Below are 19,587 nucleotides of genomic sequence, written 5' to 3' on the forward strand. Positions count from 1 at the left end.
CCACGCCCAACCCGACCTCCGGCTTTTTTCTGATGTTTCCGCGCAGCGAAGTGATCGAGCTGCAGATGAGCGTGGACACTGCGCTCAAATACATCATCTCCATGGGCGTGGTCGTGCCTGGCGGCCCCAACAACCCGCAAGTGCACTGAGCGCCGACGTTCCCATCCTTCCCCTTCCTGCCCCCTGCGCGCCGAAGCCGCAGGACCGTTTTCCGAAAGTACTTCTCCAACATGAGTCTGCGTAGCCAATATTGCGGTCAGGTGACCGAAGCCCTTCTGGGCCAAACCGTTTCCCTTTGCGGCTGGGTGCATCGCCGCCGCGACCACGGCGGGGTGATTTTCATCGACCTGCGCGACCGCGAAGGTCTGGTGCAGGTGGTCTGCGACCCCGACCGCGCCGCCATGTTCGCCACGGCCGAAGGCCTGCGCAACGAGTTCTGCGTGCAGGTGCAAGGGCTGGTGCGGCCGCGACCGGCCGGCACCGAAAACGAGGGCATGACCTCGGGCAAGATCGAAGTGCTGTGCCATGACATCACCGTGCTCAACGCCTCGGTCACGCCGCCGTTCCAGCTCGACGACGACAACCTGTCCGAGACCACGCGGCTGACCCACCGCGTGCTCGACCTGCGCCGTCCGCAGATGCAGCACAACCTCAAGCTGCGCTATAAGGTGGCGATGGCGGTACGCCGCTTTCTCGACGCCCAAGGCTTCATCGACATCGAAACGCCCATGCTCACCAAGAGCACGCCCGAGGGCGCGCGCGATTACCTGGTGCCCAGCCGCGTGCACGACGGCGAGTTCTTCGCCCTGCCGCAGTCGCCCCAGTTGTTCAAGCAGATGCTCATGGTCTCGGGGTTCGACCGCTATTACCAGATCACCAAGTGCTTCCGCGACGAAGACCTGCGCGCCGACCGTCAGCCCGAATTCACTCAGATCGACTGCGAGACTTCCTTCCTGAACGAGCAGGAAATCCGCGATCTGTTCGAGACCATGATCCGTGGCGTGTTCAAGGATGTGCTCGACATCGAGCTGGCCGACCCCTACCCGGTGATGACCTATGCCGAGGCCATGGCCCGCTTCGGCTCCGACAAGCCCGACCTGCGCGTGAAGATGGAGTTCACCGAACTCACCGACGTGATGAGCGACGTGGACTTCAAGGTGTTCTCCGGTCCGGCCACCACCCCGGGCGGCCGCGTGGTCGCGCTGCGCGTGCCCGGCGGCGGCGAGATGAGCCGCAGCGAGATCGACGCCTACACCGAGTTCGTCAAGATCTACGGCGCCAAGGGGCTGGCCTGGATCAAGGTCAACGACGCGAGCAAAGGCCGCGATGGATTGCAATCGCCCATCGTCAAGAACCTGCACGACGCGGCGATTGCCGCCATCCTCGCGCGCAGCGGCGCGCAGAACGGCGACCTGCTGTTCTTCGGCGCCGACAAATCCAAGATCGTGGCCGACGCCATCGGCGCCCTGCGGGTCAAGATCGGCCATAGCGAATTCGGCAAGAGCCACGGCCTGTTCGAGAACGTCTGGAAGCCGCTCTGGGTCGTCGACTTCCCCATGTTCGAGTTCGACGAGGACAACCAGCGCTGGGCCGCCGTGCACCACCCCTTCACCGCCCCCAAGGACGGCCATGAGGAGCTGATGGACACCGCCCCCGAGAAGTGCATCGCCAAGGCCTACGACATGGTGCTCAACGGCTGGGAAATCGGCGGCGGCTCAGTGCGCATCCACCGCGCCGAGGTGCAGAGCAAGGTGTTCTCCGCGCTCAAGATCGGCCCCGACGAGGCCCGCGCCAAGTTCGGCTTCCTGCTCGACGCCCTGCAATACGGCGCCCCGCCGCACGGCGGCATCGCCTTCGGCCTGGACCGCATCGTCACCATGATGACCGGCGCCCAGAGCATCCGCGACGTCATCGCCTTCCCCAAGACCCAGCGCGCCCAGTGCCTGCTGACCAACGCGCCCAGCCCGGTCGATGAGAAGCAGTTGAAGGAGTTGCACATCCGCCTGCGCAATCCGCAGCCGGGGATGTGAAGCTGGGGATCAGTTCAATAGCGATAGCAGGGGCGGAGCGCGGCTTGGGTCGACTTGGTGGAAGCGGTCAGTGAGATCTGCCCCTGCAGCACTCCATCGATACGCAGATAGGACACCTCAGCGAGCTGCGCTAGCTTGTGGGTCGTGGCGGTGCGGCCGCGATGCGCCAGCCAAAGGGGCAGATCGGAACTCCCCACACTGGCAATCCAAAGTTTGGGGTCATTGGCGTTCTGCCGCATCGGCACGTTAACCGTCCATCCGCGGAAAACGAAGGTCAGCGTCAAGGGTCTGGACGGCAGCGGCTTCTGGGTCAGCATGGCCAGCAGCGGCGTCCCTTGCTCGCAAAACAGCAGCAATTTGGCAACCGATGAATCGATCGGTGTGGCCACCGCCATCAGCGGGCGGCCCGGGGCTTGGCGCGTCGTCCAAGCCGGGGCATTGGCCCCTGGCAGGTTCGCCTTCGGGATCGCATAGGCGTTGCCATTCCACTGCCAGACCGGGCTGTCGCCGAACTTCAGATCATGCATGCCATGGTGTCGAGCGGGAAGGACAGTGAGATCGCCCTGAAAGTAGGGCAAGCCGATGGCCCTTCCGGCATATCCAGTTGGCGTGGCGAGCACGATGGCGCCCGAGCATCCGGCACTGCCGCAGAAGTCGCTGCCCTGATACCAGACAAGGAGATCGGGGCGACCGTCGTCGTTGAGGTCCGCGAGTGCGAGTACGTAGTCCATCTTGCCCACACCCACTTCGTCAACGTCACTCGCGGTGGCTTGGCGAATGGCCGCAGACTGAACTGGAGACGGCTTGGCGTCGAACACCAGCCTCGCCCCGGTAGCCCAGGCCGCCGATGTCAGCAGGCCCAATGCCGCCGCCAGCAGCAGGCGGCGAAGGCGCGAGGTTTTCATGGAATTGCATCTCAGGATGCGGGAACATCCACGCGCGCCAGGGTTGTGCCGTCGCTGGCGCGCAATTCGTAGTGTTCGATGGCGGAAAGCATGACGCCGCCATCCGCGCCAGGCTGTACGCCGGTGATGCGCACCAGCACCTCCAGGGTGGCGCCGCCGCTCACCCGGTCGCGGATGGTCTGCGCGGCATCGGGCGGAACCGACCAGTGTTGCGCGGTTTCGCCGTTAGTGAATTGCAGGTTGATGGTCTGTCTGCGCGCCTGAAACATCACTTGCGAACTGGGCGACAAAGCGCCGATGGTGAACTCCTTGTAGGTCGGGTCGTAGTCACTGAGATCGGCGCTGCCGAGCGTGAGTCGGATGCGGCCGATGTCGCGCACGGCGGCGAGGCCAGCGGCGATCTCCGCCCGCACCACCAGTCGCTGCGCGGCCTTGTCGGCGGGCCGGGCTGCGTTTACGCGCCCGTCATCCCCCACCCACTGGTCGATCGGTGGCGGGATGCCTGCGAGTGTGTCGTACAGGTACACCATGGTGGTCTTGTCGGGGTTGGTCAGCGTGCGGGTGCGTCCACCAGCCAGTGGGGCAGCCGCCTGGGCGGTCTGTGGAACGGGCGCGAGCGCGGAGTTGGCGACCGAAGCAGACTCAGGCGCAGTTGAGGCGGTCTTGGTCTCGGTGCGGCCGCAACCCACGAGTGTTGCGGCAAGCGACATGCAGCCGACGAGCGCCATCAGTGCAGTGACGATACGCATGATTGCTCCCTCACAGCGAAGGCGCCTTGGCGTCCTTCGCAGCTTTCTGCACCTCTTGCGCCTGCCGTTGCTGATCGCCTTGTCGCAACCCCTGCTCGGTGGCGGCAATCATCTTGTAGCCACCGGACTGGTCCACCACGCCAACCTGAAGGCGGTCGACCAAAGCATGGTTGTCGCGTACGGCGATGATGTTGGCGGCGACGGCAACGCCACAGTCGGGCGATAGGTGGATGCCACTGTCCGGATCTGCTGTGCCACCGCAACGTTGATACAACGGAGAGGTCTCTGGGATGCGCCGACCCAGCGGGTCATACGCCCACATCAATGTCGTGACGACCGACCGATAACCAGACCCCACTGATATCGGTTGAGTCGGTTCGCCGTACTTCTTCACCAGCGCCGCCCGTACCGTGTCCACAGTCGGCGTCTGGTCTGCAGCGAAGCGCTCCTCCCGCGCCACGCTCAGCACCCGCTCCTGGCCGGGCACGCCCATGGTGCCGACATACCACTTCACCTGTCCGGGCTTGAGGTCTTCGCGCACTGCGTTCATGCCGCGTGCCGTGGCCTCTGCCTCCATTTCCTTGACGATTTCCCTGCCCGACTTGACGACCTTCGGTTCGGCGAAGCGGGCTGTGAAACCCTGCCGCACCGACTGCCCATAGGTCTTGATATCAAATCCGCGACTGTTATCGGGCTTGATCACCAACAGGTCCTGGCTGCACATCACCAGATTGGCTGCCTCTTCGTAGGTCAGCCCCGGTCGCACGCCGAGCACGTCCTCCACAGGTGCGTTGTTCCCCAGCGCAGCCGTCGTCAACTTGGCCGGACATCGCAGATCGCCTCGCGCGGCCTTGGCGACCTGCTCGGCGCTGGCGTTCATGTCCGAAGAAGTTGCGGCGGCCTGCCCCGAACCGGCCGTGGCCGTGGGTCTATCCGACTTGCCACAGCCCGCGAGCAGTAACGGCATCGCGACGATCAGAAGAATTTGTCGAATCATCATGTACCTCTCGTTCTCCGAACGGAGTAAGAAAAAAGCGCCGCAGCTCATTGCTTGCACAGCTTGCCCAGAGCCGGTCCAGCGTCAATGCAGTCGCCGTCGAGCCTAAACGTCTGGCCGACGCCCATAGAGGTCATGATCATCAACTTGCCGTCTTCCACCGTATAGGTACCGTCCATCAACTGCCCCAAGATGTTGAGTTCCACCCTGTCACCGGAAGTGAACGTGAACTGCGCGCCATCAGACTCTTTGCCGTAAGTACCGGAGAGATGGCTTCCGCAACTGCCCAGCAAGGCGGCGAGACTCAGTCCACTGAACAGAAAGGCGGCTCTTCGGGTCGTTCTGGGATGCGTGGTCATGGCAAAACCCTCCATGAGATGTGGTGCTTCGGATGAACCCAAGGACAGGTCCGCATCATCAGTTCTGCGGCTTGCAATACACGCCGTGCATATTGCTTTCTCCGGTGCCGACCAGACAGCCATCGTCGCGCATGTTCAGGTTATGAGGCCACTGGTTGATCTGCAGCTGCACCTGCTTGTCAACGATCTTGTACCCGCGCGGGCTCAGCGGCTTGCCGTTGAACGACGCCACCACGGTGCCGTCCGGCGAGAAGGTGAGCTTGTCGTAGGTGTAGCTCTGTTCGCCGTTGGGCAAGTAGGTGCCCTCCAGGGTTTTATGGCCGCAGCCAGACAGCAGGCCAAGAGCAAGAAGCGCTGGCAAGGCGGCCCACCTGATCAGTTGCAAGCGTTGTCTCATGATCGTCCTTCGGAATATGGGAACAGGGTACGAACGCGCCTTGCCACGCAATCTGGCACGGAAGAAGCATTCGCCTCATCGGCTCATCTGCCCAGACCCTTGAGCAAGTTGACGATCTGCCCAACGGCCTGCGCAGCATTCGCCGCCCCTGCGCCGCCACTGCCCAGCCCCGCCAAGCCGCTGGTGGCGCTGAGATTGGAAAAATTCATCGTGTATTGGCGCTGAGTCTGCACCTGCCGGTTGCCCAGCAGGGCGAGTTGGGCAAGGGTGATGTCGAAGCTGAACACCGTTCCAGGGTGGGTATGGCGAGTGCTGTATTGGAGGACGCTCTCGTAGCTCGCTTCGCGGGCTTCGCCCGGAGCGAGCTGGAAGCTGGTATCCACTGAGCCGTCGCGCAGCAAACCAATGCCGTGCACATATCTGGCCTCCGTCCCCCCCACCTTGCCCCATCGATAGCTCAGTCCCTGATCGTCGGTGAGTTGAGCCGATTCATACGGATAAGCGAGGATCAAAGGCTCCGTACCGATGTTCTGAATGCGTAACGTGGTGCGTACCGTATGGTGGGCCGTGACGCCTCCCGAGTCGGTGACGTTGACGCCGACGACCTGCACCCGAAGAGGGCCCTGCGCCTGGCAGTTCGGCAGGCTGCCACAGGCCCCGGCACCGCCGCCGAGCGCTGGCGCGGCAGCGACCCGTGGCGCTCCCGCGGAGGCGGCGCCGAGCCCGGAGGTCGCGGTCAGTCCCGGAAATCCGAGGGCGTAGGTGCCAGCTGACCGCACCTTGCCGTTGGACAGCACCGTCAACCGCACCAGCGTGAAATCCTGCTCGAAGACCTGGCCTGGCACGCTGTGTCGCACGCTGTACTCAAGAACATTGGTGAAATTCGCTTCGCGCGACTCGCCAGGGGCCAGTTGAAACTGCGGGTCCGCGTTGTCGCGCGTCACGCGGCCGATGCCTTCGGCCTTGCTCGACCATTTGTAGAGCAGGCCGCGGTCATCACTGACGCGGCTGGAGCGGTCCTGATAGCCGAGAGCCATCGGCGTCTGGCCCAGATTGGTGAAACGTATCGTGGTGCGCACACCGTGGAAAGCCGTCACGCCGCCAGAATCGGTGACGTTGACCTGCACGACCTGACTCATCAGCGGGCCAACGACGCGGCAGTGCGGGGCGCCCGCACAGGGATCGGAAGCCCAGGCCGAGCTGCCAGCTCCGAGCGCTGCAAGCCCCATCAGCAGGACAAAGACGGGGCGGCGCCCCCAGCGGGCCATGGCGCGCTGACGCCCGATCCGCGGAGGATGAAAGGGGTGAAGTGGGGGTGGCATGGTCGTCCTCTTTGTCGACACATCGTTGTGTTTGAACGGACTGTAGGCAGCCACAGAGGTTGTCACACCTCCCAATTGGGAGCAATCTTGCCCCACGATTCCGGGGGATCTCGCTAACGACGGGCGTCGACGAGCAGCAAGGTCACCAGATCTGTCTGACGACGGGTGCCGGTCTTCAGGAAGATCATCTTCAGGTAGCCGCGCGCCGTGCCGTAGCCTATGCCGCAGCGGTCTGCCGCCTCTCGCAGCGTCAGTCCGCCACACAGCGCCACCGCCAGTCGCGCCTGGGCACGGGTGAGGCCGAAGCGTCGTGCGAGTTCCTCAAGATGTTGCAGATTGGCGGGTTCTGTCCGCGTAATCAGCAGGACAACATGGCGAGTTCCAGGCATTCCCGCATAGCTCGGGCGAACCAACGGGAATGCCTGCACATGCAATGCCGATCCTCCCTCTGGGCCCAGAGTGCAATGGGCGACGGCGGCGCTTTGCGCGTGGATGGCTTCGTGCACGATGCGGGCGAGCTTGTCATCATCTTGCGGCATACGGGCGCTGATTCGGCTGGCACTCAGGGACAAAGTCTCACCGGTGCGAAGCATCATTTCCAGACCGGGGCTCGCGTAGATCAAACGCCGCTGTGCATCGACGACAGCCAATGGCGAATGCAGCAGCTCCAAGGCATCGACCGCCGCGGCAGCCCTCACGTCGGCTTCGGCCAGCCGCTCATGCATGCGAAGGGCAAAACCAAAATGGCGCGCCAGCAGGGCCAGTGCCGCCGCATCACCGTCATTGAAGGCGCGCTGATCGCCTGCCCGGAACAAGCTGACGTTAGCAGAGCGCATGCCGCTGGCCGAAACCGTCGTTCCCAAGGTATGGCGAAAGCCCTGTGGCCTCATCCACTCGTTGAAGTAGGCGCTTTGCGCAAAGGGCAGCGCATCCTCGCCCAACAGCGTCGGCAGGTTTTCGCTGGTGCGCACCGTACCGGGCTTGTTGAGCGCAAGCGCATGCGCGGTAAACGGGTTGTCGTCACGAAAAAACATCTCGGGCAACGATTCGAGCCATCGTTCTTCGACACCCTGCATATACAGACTGGTCACCGTGCCCAGTGTGGGATCGAGCACATAGAACGATTCCATCACGCTGCCGAACTGCTCACGCAGCAACGACGCAACGTGACTCCAGGCCACGGGAGACAGTGCCGCGCAGTAAATGGCCTCGATAAGGTCTTGCAGAACATGGGGCGGAGGGATCATGGTTGAAACTCCCTGCGGGAACCGACGAACAGCCAGACGCAGCGTGCGTACGTAGAGACCGACTATGTACCGACGTGCACATGATGAAACAGATTGGCATTCTTTGTCCCGCATTGTTTCGTTCTGTTTCATGCGGGCGGAATGCGTGCAGGGGCAGACCTTCACGCAAAGCACGTCATCCGAAACCGTCGGCCTCTAACATCTGGCGCTGAACCCAAGCTCTTGGAAGATTTCATGCCCTACATCGACGACCCCACCCATGACCACGAGGCTGGCGCCATTGACGGCACGCTCGACACCACCCGCATCGACGACACCCGCATCAAGGCGGTGCGGGCTTTGATCTCGCCGGCGGTGCTGCTGGAAGAACTGCCGGTCACGCCCCAGATCGAGGCCGTGGTCGAGCAAGGCCGCGCCGCGGTGGCCGGTGTGCTGCACGGGCGCGATGACCGGCTGGTAGTTGTGGTCGGGCCATGCTCCATACACGATCACGATCAGGCCATCGACTACGCGCGCCGCCTGCAAGCCACGGCGGCCGATCTGAGCGACGCGCTAGTGGTGGTGATGCGGGTGTATTTCGAGAAGCCGCGCACCACCGTCGGCTGGAAGGGCTATATCAACGACCCGCGGCTCGATGGCAGCTTCCGCATCAACGAGGGGTTGCAGCGCGCGCGGCAGTTGCTGCTGGAGATCAATTCGCTGGGTTTACCGGCGGGCACCGAGTTTCTCGACCTGCTGTCGCCGCAGTATTTCAGCGACCTGATCGCCTGGGGCGCCATCGGCGCGCGCACCACGGAAAGCCAGAGCCACCGTCAGCTTGCCTCGGGGCTTTCCTGTCCCGTGGGTTTCAAGAACGGTACCGACGGCGGGCTGCAGGTGGCGGCCGATGCCATGGTGTCGGCGGCCAGCGGCCATGCCTTCATGGGCATGACCAAGATGGGCGTTGCCGCGATTTTCGAGACCCGCGGCAATGCGGATTGCCACGTCATCCTGCGCGGCGGCAAGGCGCCGAACTTCGACGCCGCCTCGGTGGACGCCGCCTGCGCCGCGCTGGCCAAAGCCGGGCAACGTGAACAGGTGATGATCGACTGCTCGCATGCCAATTCGGCCAAGCAGCCGCGCAAGCAGATGGAGGTGGCCGCCAGCATCGCCGAGCGCATCGCCTCGGGCGAACGGCGCATCCTAGGCGTGATGGTCGAGAGCCACCTCTGCGAAGGCCGGCAGGATCTCAAGCCGGGTCGGCCGCTGGCGCCGGGCATATCCATCACCGACGCCTGCCTGGGCTGGGACGATACGGTTCCCTTGCTGCGCGGGCTGGCCGATGCGGTGCGCTCGCGCCGATCAGGCGTGGCGCCTCAGCCCTGCGCAGCGGTGTAAGCGCGCCAGAAGGCTTCGTCCTGCGTCTGTGTGAAGTTGATGCGCATGCGGGTGGAAGGCTGCTGCTGCGGGTCGAACAGGTGGCCTGGCGCGAGCAGATAGCCGGCGTCGAGCAGACGCTGCGCCAGCGTGGCCGTGTCCACGCCGGTGTCCACCCAACCCAGCAGGCCGCGTGGCGGAGTGACGAAGCGACAGCCCGCTTTCTCGGCCAGCCGCACCGCGCGTGCACGCGCCGCGTCCAGCCGGTCGCGCACCTGCTGCGTCGTGCGCCGCAACTGCCCCTGCTCCAGCACATGGGCGAGCGCCCGTTCGGTGAGCGTGGGCGTGGTGAGCACGGCCAGCAACTTCTGATCGATGAGGCGGTCGATGATGCCGGGCGCCGCAGCGACAAAGCCCACACGCCAGCCGGGCGCCAGAATTTTTGAGAATCCGCTGAGGTAAATGGTGTGCTCCAGTTGATCGAGCACGCTCATGCGTGGGCTGCTGGGCTCGGCCAGCGCGGCATAGACATCGTCCTCGACCACTTGAAAGCCGTGGCGCTGCGCGAGCTGCAGCACACGGTGCGCGCTGGCCGCGCTGAGGCTCTGCCCGGTCGGGTTGTGCAACACGCTCACGCAGATGAACAACCGCGGCGCATGGGCGCGGGCGAGTTGCTCCAGCGTGTCGAGATCCGGCCCGTCCGCACCGCGCGGCACCGGCAGCAGCTTGAGCCCGTGGTGCGCCATCTGTGCAAACTGCATCGCCCAGCCGGGGCTCTCGACCAGCACCGCGTCGCCCGGACGCGTGAGAGCGCGCAACACGAGATCGAGAGCCTGTGACGCGCCATTGGTGGTCAGAATCTGCTGCGGCGGCGCTTGCAGGGACAGCCCGGCCAACTGCCGCGACAAGGCTTCGCGCAAAACCAGATCGCCCAGCGGATGCCCGTAGTGCAGCGAGGCCTGCTCGAGTTCGTTCGCGCGGGCAATGCGCCGCAAGGCCGAACCCAGCGCCGCACTCTCCAGCCACGGCGCGGGCAACACGCCGGAGCCGGGCGCGCCCCGCAGTGCCACCGCAGCGCCCGCCCCCATCTGATGAAACATGCCGCGCACCAGGGCGGTGGCGTGCGTGGGCGCCAACATGGGCGCCGCGACATCGGCCTGCGCAGCGCCACGCCGCGCCAGCGCGGGCGTGTCACCGAGCGCCCGCACGAAATACCCACGCTGCGCGCGCGCTTCCACCAGCCCGAGGGCCTGCAGCCGGTCATACGCCGCCACCACGGTTTGCGTGCTCAGCCCGTACCGCCGGGCGCATTCGCGCACCGACGGCAGGCGGCTACCCGGGGGCAGCAAACGGTTGCGGATGCGGGCGGAAAACTGGGCCCCGAGCTGCTCCGCCAAGGTGGTCGCCGCATGGCGCTGCAGCGTGGCCGCATCAAGGCCCAAGTTCACTGTATTGGCGATCTCATCCATACAGACGCTGTTTTGTACCCATAAGGTGTATTGGTTGTGTATTGCATTGAACCCTAAGCTGCGTTCCATGTCCACACCCTCCACTCCCGCCGCTCGAACACAGCCACCGATCTCCGCTCAGGGCGAGGCGCTGGCCCTGGGCCTGCTAGGCGTGGGGCTGTTTGCGCTCTCGCTGCCGATGACGCGTCTGGCCGTCGGCTCGACGCAGGCGCCGCAACTCTCGCCCGAGTTCGTGGCGCTGGGCCGCGCTGCCGTTGCGGGCGTGCTCGCAGCCGTCTGGCTGGTTTGGCAGCGCGCGCCCTTACCCGACCGCCGCGACTGGGCTCTGCTGGCCGCGATGGCCGGCGGCGTGGTGTTCGGTTTTCCGCTACTCACTTCCATCGCCCTGCGCGACGTCAATGCAGTGCATGCCTCGCTCATTCTGGCGCTGCTGCCTTTGTTTACCGCAGCGCTCGGCGCGCTGCTGGCGGGCCAGCGGCCTTCCGGCGGGTTTTGGCTCTGCGCCTTTCTAGGTGCAACCCTGGTGATGGCCTACACCCTGCTGCACGGCACCGGACACTTCGCCTTGAATCTGCGCTGGGCCGATGGCCTGCTGGTGGGCGCCATGCTGTCGGCTGCGGTGGGCTATGCACTGGGCGGCCACCTCACGCGGTCTCGCCCTGCCGGGCAGGTCATCGGCTGGGCGCTGGTGCTCAGTCTGCCCATCACCGTGCCTGCGGCGTGGTGGCTGCGGCCCGCAACCCCGGTGCAACTCTCGGCCTGGGGCGGTTTCGCCTATGTGGCCGTGGTGTCGATGTGGCTGGGTTTTCTGGCCTGGTATCGGGCTCTTGCTCTGGGTGGCACCGTGCGCATCTCGCAGTTGCAACTGCTACAACCTTTCTTGTCGATGCTGGCTGCGGCGGCCTTGCTGCATGAAGTGCTCGATGCCACCACCCTGTTGTTCGCCGGCGCGGTGCTGGCCGTCGTTTTTGTCGCGCGGCGCATGCCCGTGCATGATGCGTCGCGTCCTGTTCCTCGTCCTGTTCCTGTCTCCCGGAGTTGACGCATGACCCTCACTATGTCGCAGCGCAGCGCGCACTACACCGCCTCCCCGATTCGCGAATTGCTCAAGCTCACCGAGCAGCCCGGCATGATCTCGCTGGCCGGCGGCCTGCCCGCGCCACAGAGCTTTCCGGTGCAGGCCTTGCGTGCGGCCTGTGTGGACGTGCTCGACACGCAGGCCCAGGGGGCGCTGCAGTATGGCCCGAGCGAAGGCATTGCCCCTTTGCGCGAGTGGGTGGCCGCGCACTTGCGCGCACAGGGCATGGCGGCCCAGGCCGACGAAGTGCTCATCACCAGCGGTTCGCAGCAGGGCCTCGACCTGGTGGGACGAGTGCTCATCGATCCGGGCAGTACCGTGCTGGTGGAACGCCCGACTTACCTCGGCGCGCTGCAGGCCTTCGCGCCTTACGGCCCACGCTTTGCCGATCTCGACGAAGACGCCGAGGGCGCACTGCCGACGCTGGACGACCCGGCGCATCGTGAGGCGCGCATGGTCTATCTGCAGCCCAGCTTCCGCAACCCCACCGGACAGACCATGACGGCTGCGCGGCGCACACAATGGGCGCAGGCCTTGCGGGGCCGCCCCATCGCCCTGGTGGAAGACAACCCCTACGGCGATCTGTGGTTCGACGGCCCGCCGCCCGCGCCAGTGGCGGCGCAGCTTCCCGGCCAGAGCCTTTTGCTGGGCACCTTCTCCAAAGTGCTGTCTCCCGGGCTGCGTCTGGGTTATGTGCACGGGCCGCACGAGGTGATTGCCAAGATGGCACTGGCGCGCCAGGCCGCCGATCTGCAGACCTCCAGTCTGACGCAGCGCCTGGTGCTCAAGGTGCTCGAAGGCGGGCTGCTGGATGCGCAACTGCCGCACATCCGCGCCCTGTACCGCGCGCAGCGCGACGCCATGCTCGCCGCCCTGTCCCGCCACATGCCCGGCAACGTGCATTGGGACGCTCCGCAAGGCGGCATGTTCATCTGGCTGTCTCTGCCGCAAGGCGCCGACGCCACCGCGCTACTGCCGCTGGCGCTGCAACGCAAAGTGGCCTATGTGCCCGGCACGGCGTTCTACGCCGCGGGCACCGTGCCGCGCAATACGCTGCGACTGTCTTACGCCACCGCCACGCCCGCGCAGATCGAGACCGCCATTGCCCGCCTGGGTGAAGTCTTCTCCGCAACACACCAGCCAGAACCACGCCATGACCCATCCGTTCTTACAGCTTGATGTCTTCGCCCCCGCGCCGCTGCGCGGCAATCCCCTGGCCGTGGTGGACCAGGCCGACGATCTGGATGCGACCACCCTGCAATCCATCGCCTGCTGGCTCGGGCTGTCGGAGACCACGTTTTTGCTGAAGCCCACCGCGCCTGAGGCCGACTACCGCGTGCGCATTTTCACGCCTGGGGGAGAGCCCAAAGCCCCCACGCTTGCCGCTGACGCGGCGGCGCTGCCCCCCCGAGGGGGCTCAACTCGCCTTGGGGCGACCCAGCGGCGAGCTGCCCTTCGCCGGTCACCCCACCTTGGGCAGCTGCGCCGCCTGGCTTCAGCAGGGAGGAAAGCCCAGACGCGATGGCGTGGTGATCCAGCAATGCGGCGTCGGCCTAGTGGAGGTTCGCATCGCGGCGCCTGAGACATCGGGCGCGATGCAACTCGCCTTTGCCGCGCCGCCGATGCATGAGCTTCCCATCGACTCCGGTTTGCTGGACAACGTGGCCCAGGCCCTGGGCCTGGAGCGCGACGACATCCAGCGCAGTGCCTGGCTGGACAACGGGCCGCGCTGGTTCTGCCTCTGGTTGCGCAGCGCTGAACGTGTGCTCGCGGTGGAGCCCGACCATGCCGCGCTCAAACGTCTGGGAGTGAACGTCGGCATGGCGGGGCCGCACGCTGCGGGAGGGGACGCCGCCATCGAAGTGCGCGGCTTCGTCTCAGCGCTGAACGTGCCCGAGGACCCCGTGACCGGCAGCCTCAACGCCAGCCTGGCGCAATGGCTGATCGGCCAGGGCGTGCTGCCCGCGCAGTATGTCGCCGCTCAGGGCGCGAAGCTGGGACGCACCGGACGCGTGCACATTCAGCGCGATCCGGCCGGGCAGGTTTGGGTCGGTGGCGAGGTGCAACCGCTCATCAAAGGCACGCTGGCCCTCTGAAAAAAACAAACCCGCCAACGGCGGGTTTGTGCACGGGCGATAGACCGTCAAAGGTCTTCGCGGAACGCGTCGTGGCAAGCCTTGCAGGTCTTAGCGGTTTGGCCGAACACCACCTTGATCTCGTCGAGCTTGCCCGTCTTCGCGGCGGCCACCAGCTTGGGCGTCATTTCCTGCAGCTTGTTGGCATCGGCCTTGAACTTGTCCATCTCTTTCCAGATTTCAGGCTTGGCATGCGAATCGGGCAGATCGGTGCCGGGGCCGAAAGCCTGCCACGGCAGATGCGACATGAAGGCCACGACTTCGGCGTTCTGTAGCGCGGCCTTGGCGTCGAAAGGCGCCTTGCCCTGCACCATGGCGCCGATGCGGCCAAAGCTCGCCGCCATCACGGTGAAGGCGGACTGACGGTACTTCACCGCGTCTTGCGGCTTGGCGAACTGCGCCTGCGCCGGCACACTGGCCAACAGACCACAGGCAAGCACGGCGGCGAACAGTTTTTTGGGATGCAACAAGGCTGGGTTCATGGGACTGACTCCTGGCTGGTTGGAACGAACGGGCGGGAAAGCGGGGCCAATTGGCGGAGCGAGTGTAAGCAAAAGTGACTCTCGCTGCAGGGCACATCCGCGGTTCCCCGGTGGGCTCTGAAGAAACTCGCCGGGCAGCCCCAAGAGTTTCTTGCTCCTTGAGGGGAGAGCCGAGCGAAGCGAAGGGTTTCGGGGTGGGCATATCAGACGCCAGCAAGACAACAAAACAACGCACAAAACGCAAAAAACCGCCCATGCCGCGTCGGACGCCCGCGCGCTCGGCTTAATATGCGGCTGGTTGAGCACGATCCTCCGGCACGATGGCGCCGATCGGGGCGCAGTCATGCAGATCCGGAAGGCTTGGATCGGCTCAATCTTTCAGCGTGCCGGACCGTCCGGCACGCAATCCATGACAACGGTGAATCTGCACGGCGCGCAGTGACCCTAACGGGCCGCTGACACGCCAGTGGATAACAAGCTCAACTTCTCGGAGTGCACTCAATATGGCCACTGCAAAACCCGCGGCAAAAAAGGCGACCGCCGCTAAAACAACCCGTCAGCCCAGCGCGGCGTTCATGAAACCGCTCACCCCCTCGGCCCATCTGGCTGCCGTCGTGGGCACCACGCCGCTGCCGCGCACCGAAGTGGTGAAAAAATTGTGGGAATACATCAAGAAGCACAATCTGCAAGACGCAGCGAACAAGCGCATGATCAACGCAGATGCCAAGCTCAAGCCGATTTTCGGCAAGGATCAGGTCAGCATGTTCGAGATGACCAAACTGGTCAGCGCGCACCTGAAATAAGTTGGCGACACCACGGGCCGAAAACGCCCGCTGTCCAGGCCCGGCCCAGCCGGGCTTTTTCATGTGCATTCATCATGTCATTCAAAATTCTTCGCACCCGCTTGCTGGCCTTCGTCCTGCTTGTCGGCGTCGCCTGCGCGCTGCCGGCGCAGGCCCGCGCGCCTCAATCCCTCGCCCTGCCGACGCAGGCCGTCTCCCCCGCCGCTGAGCCGCCTCAAGGCGGGGGAGACCCCCTCGGGGGGCAGCGCGCGCAAGCGAGCGTGGGGGCACACATCTCCAGCGCCTTCTCGCCCTCGGGCGGCGCGCTGGCGCTGGTGCTGCAGGCCATTGATCAGGCGCATAGCAGCATCCAGATGGCCGCTTATCTGTTCACCTCGTCTGACGTGGCTCGGGCGCTGGTCCAGGCGAAAAAGCGCGGTGTGCAGGTGCAGGTGCTGGTGGACTGGAAGGGAAATTTCAAAGAGGACGCCCGCTACGCGCGACACGCGCTGGGCATTCTGCGCAACGCGGGCATTGACGTGCGCTCGATCGACGTCTATCCCATCTTTCACGACAAATACATGGTGATCGACCGGCGCACGGTGCAGACCGGCAGCTTCAACTACACCTACTCCGCCGCGCATCGCAATGCCGAGAACGTCCTGGTGGTGTGGAATGCGCCCGAGCTGGCTGCGCATTACCTGGCCGACTGGCAACGCAACTGGGCGCTGAGCCGGCCGGTCGAGCTGCCGTACTGAACCCAGATTTTTCCGAATGCCCGGAATTGCCGTGATGCGCGCGGGGTTGCATGCCGCCGGGCTGGAGCGGCCTAAAATCCCCACGCTGTATTTGTTTTGAATTTCTTTTGTAGGCGCCTTCATGAAATCCCTGTCCAAATCGCTTATCGCCGTCATCGTGCTGGCCGTTCTGGCTGTGGGCGGCTATCTCGGCTGGTCGGCGCTGGATCAGAAACCCGAGGCGCCCAACGCGAGTTTCAGCCTGCTCGACGGCAAAACGGTCGATCTGTCGGCTTATCGCGGCAAGGTGGTGCTGGTGAATTTCTGGGCAACGAGCTGCACCACTTGCGTGGGGGAAATGCCCGAGATGGTGAAGACCTACGACCAGCTCAACCCCAAAGGCTTCGACCTCGTGGCCGTGGCCATGAGCTACGACAACCCTGAGTTTGTGCGCAACTTTGTGCAGCAGCGCCAGCTACCGTTCACCGTGGCCTTCGATGCCAGCGGGCAGACCGCCAAGGCCTTCAAGGATGTGCGCCTGACGCCGACGAGCTTTCTGATCGACAAATCGGGCCACATCGTCAAGCAGTACGTCGGCACGCCCAACTTCGCCGAGCTGCACCAGCTCATCAACAACTTGCTGGCGCGGCGGGCCTGAGCCTGCGTTTCACACCGGCGCCCGCTGCGGCTGGGTGAAGTGGTGCTTTAGATAGTCCAGCCACAGGCGCAACCGCAAGGGCTGATGCTTGCGCTGGGTGAACACCGCGAAGATGCCGTTGGGCGGCGCGGCGAAATCTTCGAGGATGGCGACCAGCTTGCCATCCTGCAGACTCATCCCGACTTCCCACAGCGAACGCCAGGCGATACCCCGGCCTTCGAGACACCACTGGTGCAGCACGGCGCCATCGGTGCAGTCCATGCGACCCGCCACGCGCACATGCATGATCTCGCCCTCGGCCTGGAACATCCAGCCGCGCGGCTGGCTGCTCACGGATGAATACGCCAGACATTGGTGACGGGCGAGATCGGACGGCGTGGCCGGGGCGCCGTTGCGCTGCAGATAGCTTGGCGCGGCCACGCACACGCGCCGGTTGTCGGCCAGCCGCAGACTGACCAGCGAAGAGTCGGCCAGATCGCCCACGCGCACGGCGCAGTCGTAGCCCTCGTTGACCAGATCGACCAGGCGATCGGTCAGGTCGAGCGACAGACTCACCTCGGGATGCTGGTCGAGAAACCCGGGAATCAGCGGGGCGATGTGGCGGCGGCCAAAACCCGCCGGCGCGGTGATACGCAGATGGCCGCTGGCTTTCACCCCGCCGGCGCTCACGCTGGCCTCGGCGTTCTGCAGCTCGGCCAGCAGGCGCTGGCAATCCTCGAGAAAAGCGCTGCCCTCGTCGGTCAGGCTGATGCGCCGGGTGGTGCGCAGCAGCAATTTCACGCCCAGACGGGCTTCCAGCGCGTCGATGCGGCGACCAATGATGGCCGGCGCCACGCCTTCGGCATGCGCCGCAGCGGTCAGACTTCCTTTGGTCGCCACCGCGACAAAGGTCTCCAACTGTTTGAGTTTGTCCATGTTCGCCGGAAATTGGGTCGGTAAAAGTCATCAATCTAGCGCATGTGCGACACAGGCCGGATAGATTTATGCCGCGGTGCAGCATAAACTCTGAGCATCCCAAAAAGATGGGCGACTGCCGACGCGCTGCGCAATCCGTTGCGACGCGGCAGCCGCAAACCGCCAATCAAACTCACGGAGATCGCCAAATGACAACCGCTTCCGCCCCTCAGGGCGTCACCTTGAACGCCCCGCTGCAGCCGGGCTTCGACCGCATCCTCACCCCCGACGCGCTGGCCTTCGTCGCCCAGTTGCACCGCGCTTTCGAGCCGCGCCGTCAGGCCCTGCTGGCGGCCCGTGCGGCCCGCACCGCCCGCCTCGACGCCGGCGAAAAACCTGATTTCCTCGCCGAGACCCGGGCGGTGCGCGAGGGCGACTGGACAATCGCCCCGCTGCCCCCGGCGCTGCAGCGTCGCCGCGTGGAGATCACTGGCCCGGTGGATCGCAAGATGATCATCAACGCCTTCAACTCGGGCGCCGACAGCTATATGGCCGACTTCGAGGACGCCAACACGCCGAACTGGGCCAACCAGATCGAGGGCCAGATCAATCTGTTCGATGCCATTCGCCGCACCATCCACCTGGAGCAGAACGGCAAGACCTACGCGCTGGGCGACACCATCGCCACCCTGCAGGTTCGCCCGCGCGGCTGGCATCTGGACGAAAAACACCTGCTGGTGGACGGCCAGCGGGTGAGCGGCGGGCTGTTCGATTTCGGCCTGTTTTTGTTCCACAACGCCCGCGAGCTGCTGGCCCGCGGCGCTGGCCCCTACTTTTACCTGCCCAAGATGGAAAGCCATCTGGAAGCGCGGCTGTGGAACGAGGTGTTCGTGCTGGCGCAAAACACCCTGGGCCTGCCGCAGGGCTCCATCAAGGCCACCGTGCTGGTCGAAACCATTCTCGCCGCGTTCGAGATGGACGAGATTCTGTTTGAGCTGCGCGAGCACAGCGCCGGGCTGAACGCGGGCCGCTGGGATTACATTTTCAGCGCCATCAAGAAGTTCAAAGTGGATCACGACTTCTGCCTGGCCGACCGTTCGCAGATCACCATGACGGTGCCGTTCATGCGCGCCTACGCCCTGCTGCTGCTCAAGACCTGCCACAAGCGCGGCGCGCCGGCCATTGGCGGCATGAGTGCGCTCATCCCCATCAAGAACGACGCGGAGAAAAACGCCAAGGCAATGGAGGGCATCCGCATGGACAAGCGCCGCGACGCCACCGACGGCTACGACGGTGGCTGGGTGGCGCATCCGGGGCTGGTGTCGGTGGCGATGGAGGAGTTCGTCGCCGTGCTCGGCGATGCGCCCAACCAGATCGGCAAGACCCGCGACGACGTGAAAGTAGGCGCCGCCGACCTGCTCGACTTCCGCCCCGAAGCCCCCATCACCGAAGCCGGGCTGCGCAACAACATCAACGTCGGCATTCACTACCTCGGCGCGTGGCTGGCGGGCAGCGGCGCCGTGCCCATCCACAATCTGATGGAAGACGCGGCCACCGCCGAAATCTCGCGCAGTCAGGTGTGGCAATGGATTCAAAGCCCCAAGGGCGTGCTGAGCGACGGCCGCAAAGTCACAGCCGATCTGGTGCGCTCGATCATTCCGGAAGAACTCGCCAAGGTGAAAGCCGGCGGCGCGACGGGCCAGTTCGACAAGGCCGCGCAGATCTTCGAGCAGATGGCCACCGGCGCCCATTTCACCGACTTCCTCACCCTGCCGCTGTATGAGGAACTGAGCTGAACGCTCTACCGGGCCAGCAATGGCCAATAGCCGCTTCCACAGCCGCCCACCCTGGCGGCTGTTTTACATTTTGGCCCCTACGGCGCAGACGATCCTGCGAAAAATGGCGTTGAAAAAATACATCACTAGGAAAACCGGGCGATCTCTGACACCAGTGCGATGCAAAATGCGATCTCACGTTCGATGCTGAAGAA

The 19,587-nt window shown here is 64.7% G+C and carries 18 protein-coding genes and 2 pseudogenes; 10 read left to right on the top strand and 10 right to left on the bottom strand.

Annotation, left to right across the window (positions count from 1 at the left end):
* Positions 1 to 149: pseudogene (locus AC2VLV_RS06060) on the top strand (DUF502 domain-containing protein); the annotation flags it as partial.
* Positions 150 to 230: 81 nt separating this feature from the next.
* The gene (aspS, locus tag AC2VLV_RS06065) at positions 231 to 2,030 is read left to right on the top strand and encodes an aspartate--tRNA ligase (protein ID WP_486989117.1); all 1,800 of its coding nucleotides are present in this window, start codon (positions 231 to 233) and stop codon (positions 2,028 to 2,030) included.
* Between the two features lie 14 nt (positions 2,031 to 2,044).
* On the opposite strand, the gene AC2VLV_RS06070 is transcribed toward aspS, so the two are convergent.
* From AC2VLV_RS06070 to AC2VLV_RS06100, 7 genes are all read right to left on the bottom strand, one after another.
* On the bottom strand, positions 2,045 to 2,935 hold the full coding sequence (locus AC2VLV_RS06070) for a hypothetical protein (protein ID WP_486989118.1): 891 nt from the start codon (positions 2,933 to 2,935) through the stop codon (positions 2,045 to 2,047).
* 11 nt (positions 2,936 to 2,946) lie between these two features.
* Complete coding sequence (locus tag AC2VLV_RS06075) at positions 2,947 to 3,684, bottom strand: hypothetical protein (protein WP_486989119.1); 738 nt, start codon at positions 3,682 to 3,684, stop codon at positions 2,947 to 2,949.
* A 10-nt stretch (positions 3,685 to 3,694) separates the two neighbouring features.
* A complete protein-coding gene (locus AC2VLV_RS06080) occupies positions 3,695 to 4,681 on the bottom strand; it encodes a hypothetical protein (RefSeq protein WP_486989120.1) in 987 nt (328 codons plus the stop codon).
* Positions 4,682 to 4,728: 47 nt separating this feature from the next.
* Positions 4,729 to 5,040: a hypothetical protein gene (locus tag AC2VLV_RS06085; protein ID WP_486989121.1), complete on the bottom strand. Its 312-nt coding sequence runs from the start codon at positions 5,038 to 5,040 to the stop codon at positions 4,729 to 4,731.
* Between the two features lie 58 nt (positions 5,041 to 5,098).
* Positions 5,099 to 5,437: a hypothetical protein gene (locus AC2VLV_RS06090; RefSeq protein ID WP_486989122.1), complete on the bottom strand. Its 339-nt coding sequence runs from the start codon at positions 5,435 to 5,437 to the stop codon at positions 5,099 to 5,101.
* An 83-nt stretch (positions 5,438 to 5,520) separates the two neighbouring features.
* The gene (locus AC2VLV_RS06095; protein ID WP_486989123.1) at positions 5,521 to 6,759 is read right to left on the bottom strand and encodes a hypothetical protein; all 1,239 of its coding nucleotides are present in this window, start codon (positions 6,757 to 6,759) and stop codon (positions 5,521 to 5,523) included.
* 113 nt (positions 6,760 to 6,872) lie between these two features.
* Positions 6,873 to 8,006, bottom strand: coding sequence for a helix-turn-helix transcriptional regulator (locus tag AC2VLV_RS06100; RefSeq protein WP_486989124.1), 1,134 nt, complete (start codon positions 8,004 to 8,006; stop codon positions 6,873 to 6,875).
* A gap of 234 nt (positions 8,007 to 8,240) precedes the next feature.
* Between AC2VLV_RS06100 and AC2VLV_RS06105 the strand changes: the two genes are divergently transcribed.
* Positions 8,241 to 9,383 carry a 3-deoxy-7-phosphoheptulonate synthase gene (locus AC2VLV_RS06105; RefSeq protein WP_486989125.1) on the top strand — a complete coding sequence of 381 codons (1,143 nt, stop codon included), beginning with the start codon at positions 8,241 to 8,243 and terminating at the stop codon, positions 9,381 to 9,383.
* Here the strand turns inward: AC2VLV_RS06105 and AC2VLV_RS06110 are convergent.
* Positions 9,362 to 10,831 carry an aminotransferase-like domain-containing protein gene (locus tag AC2VLV_RS06110; protein ID WP_486989126.1) on the bottom strand — a complete coding sequence of 490 codons (1,470 nt, stop codon included), beginning with the start codon at positions 10,829 to 10,831 and terminating at the stop codon, positions 9,362 to 9,364. The two genes, AC2VLV_RS06105 and AC2VLV_RS06110, sit on opposite strands and share 22 nt — an antisense overlap.
* Before the next feature lie 67 nt (positions 10,832 to 10,898).
* On the opposite strand from AC2VLV_RS06110, the gene AC2VLV_RS06115 reads away from it, so the two are divergent.
* The 3 genes and pseudogenes from AC2VLV_RS06115 (at position 10,899) to AC2VLV_RS06125 (ending at position 14,005) form a co-directional block, all read left to right on the top strand.
* Complete coding sequence (locus tag AC2VLV_RS06115; RefSeq protein ID WP_486989127.1) at positions 10,899 to 11,873, top strand: DMT family transporter; 975 nt, start codon at positions 10,899 to 10,901, stop codon at positions 11,871 to 11,873.
* Between the two features lie 3 nt (positions 11,874 to 11,876).
* Positions 11,877 to 13,088, top strand: a complete 1,212-nt coding sequence (locus tag AC2VLV_RS06120) for an aminotransferase-like domain-containing protein (protein WP_486989128.1) — start codon at positions 11,877 to 11,879, stop codon at positions 13,086 to 13,088.
* Positions 13,063 to 14,005 (top strand): annotated as a pseudogene (locus AC2VLV_RS06125) (PhzF family phenazine biosynthesis protein). The gene AC2VLV_RS06120 and the pseudogene AC2VLV_RS06125 overlap by 26 nt, the downstream one beginning before the upstream one ends.
* Before the next feature lie 47 nt (positions 14,006 to 14,052).
* Here AC2VLV_RS06125 and AC2VLV_RS06130 read toward each other — a convergent pair.
* The gene (locus AC2VLV_RS06130) at positions 14,053 to 14,526 is read right to left on the bottom strand and encodes a c-type cytochrome (protein WP_486989129.1); all 474 of its coding nucleotides are present in this window, start codon (positions 14,524 to 14,526) and stop codon (positions 14,053 to 14,055) included.
* A gap of 503 nt (positions 14,527 to 15,029) precedes the next feature.
* Between AC2VLV_RS06130 and AC2VLV_RS06135 the strand changes: the two genes are divergently transcribed.
* From AC2VLV_RS06135 to AC2VLV_RS06145, 3 genes are all read left to right on the top strand, one after another.
* Entirely contained in the window at positions 15,030 to 15,329 is a 300-nt protein-coding gene (locus AC2VLV_RS06135) for an SWIB/MDM2 domain-containing protein (RefSeq protein ID WP_156053577.1), read from the top strand.
* Positions 15,330 to 15,403: 74 nt separating this feature from the next.
* Positions 15,404 to 16,066 carry a phospholipase D family nuclease gene (locus AC2VLV_RS06140; RefSeq protein ID WP_486989130.1) on the top strand — a complete coding sequence of 221 codons (663 nt, stop codon included), beginning with the start codon at positions 15,404 to 15,406 and terminating at the stop codon, positions 16,064 to 16,066.
* Between the two features lie 121 nt (positions 16,067 to 16,187).
* On the top strand, positions 16,188 to 16,703 hold the full coding sequence (locus tag AC2VLV_RS06145; protein WP_486989131.1) for a peroxiredoxin family protein: 516 nt from the start codon (positions 16,188 to 16,190) through the stop codon (positions 16,701 to 16,703).
* Positions 16,704 to 16,712: 9 nt separating this feature from the next.
* On the opposite strand, the gene AC2VLV_RS06150 is transcribed toward AC2VLV_RS06145, so the two are convergent.
* Entirely contained in the window at positions 16,713 to 17,618 is a 906-nt protein-coding gene (locus AC2VLV_RS06150; RefSeq protein ID WP_486989132.1) for a LysR family transcriptional regulator, read from the bottom strand.
* A 188-nt stretch (positions 17,619 to 17,806) separates the two neighbouring features.
* On the opposite strand from AC2VLV_RS06150, the gene aceB reads away from it, so the two are divergent.
* Positions 17,807 to 19,393 carry a malate synthase A gene (gene aceB, locus AC2VLV_RS06155; protein ID WP_486989133.1) on the top strand — a complete coding sequence of 529 codons (1,587 nt, stop codon included), beginning with the start codon at positions 17,807 to 17,809 and terminating at the stop codon, positions 19,391 to 19,393.
* Positions 19,394 to 19,587 lie beyond the last annotated feature (194 nt).

Source organism: Thiomonas sp. TH-17, assembly GCF_057473305.1.

Coding starts and splice junctions, on each gene's coding strand:
- aspS (WP_486989117.1), top strand. CDS start 231: ATGAGTCTGCGTAGCCAATATTGCGGTCAGGTGACCGAAGCCCTTCTG.
- AC2VLV_RS06070 (WP_486989118.1), bottom strand. CDS start 2,935: ATGAAAACCTCGCGCCTTCGCCGCCTGCTGCTGGCGGCGGCATTGGGC.
- AC2VLV_RS06075 (WP_486989119.1), bottom strand. CDS start 3,684: ATGCGTATCGTCACTGCACTGATGGCGCTCGTCGGCTGCATGTCGCTT.
- AC2VLV_RS06080 (WP_486989120.1), bottom strand. CDS start 4,681: ATGATTCGACAAATTCTTCTGATCGTCGCGATGCCGTTACTGCTCGCG.
- AC2VLV_RS06085 (WP_486989121.1), bottom strand. CDS start 5,040: ATGACCACGCATCCCAGAACGACCCGAAGAGCCGCCTTTCTGTTCAGT.
- AC2VLV_RS06090 (WP_486989122.1), bottom strand. CDS start 5,437: ATGAGACAACGCTTGCAACTGATCAGGTGGGCCGCCTTGCCAGCGCTT.
- AC2VLV_RS06095 (WP_486989123.1), bottom strand. CDS start 6,759: ATGCCACCCCCACTTCACCCCTTTCATCCTCCGCGGATCGGGCGTCAG.
- AC2VLV_RS06100 (WP_486989124.1), bottom strand. CDS start 8,006: ATGATCCCTCCGCCCCATGTTCTGCAAGACCTTATCGAGGCCATTTAC.
- AC2VLV_RS06105 (WP_486989125.1), top strand. CDS start 8,241: ATGCCCTACATCGACGACCCCACCCATGACCACGAGGCTGGCGCCATT.
- AC2VLV_RS06110 (WP_486989126.1), bottom strand. CDS start 10,831: ATGGATGAGATCGCCAATACAGTGAACTTGGGCCTTGATGCGGCCACG.
- AC2VLV_RS06115 (WP_486989127.1), top strand. CDS start 10,899: ATGTCCACACCCTCCACTCCCGCCGCTCGAACACAGCCACCGATCTCC.
- AC2VLV_RS06120 (WP_486989128.1), top strand. CDS start 11,877: ATGACCCTCACTATGTCGCAGCGCAGCGCGCACTACACCGCCTCCCCG.
- AC2VLV_RS06130 (WP_486989129.1), bottom strand. CDS start 14,526: ATGAACCCAGCCTTGTTGCATCCCAAAAAACTGTTCGCCGCCGTGCTT.
- AC2VLV_RS06135 (WP_156053577.1), top strand. CDS start 15,030: ATGGCCACTGCAAAACCCGCGGCAAAAAAGGCGACCGCCGCTAAAACA.
- AC2VLV_RS06140 (WP_486989130.1), top strand. CDS start 15,404: ATGTCATTCAAAATTCTTCGCACCCGCTTGCTGGCCTTCGTCCTGCTT.
- AC2VLV_RS06145 (WP_486989131.1), top strand. CDS start 16,188: ATGAAATCCCTGTCCAAATCGCTTATCGCCGTCATCGTGCTGGCCGTT.
- AC2VLV_RS06150 (WP_486989132.1), bottom strand. CDS start 17,618: ATGGACAAACTCAAACAGTTGGAGACCTTTGTCGCGGTGGCGACCAAA.
- aceB (WP_486989133.1), top strand. CDS start 17,807: ATGACAACCGCTTCCGCCCCTCAGGGCGTCACCTTGAACGCCCCGCTG.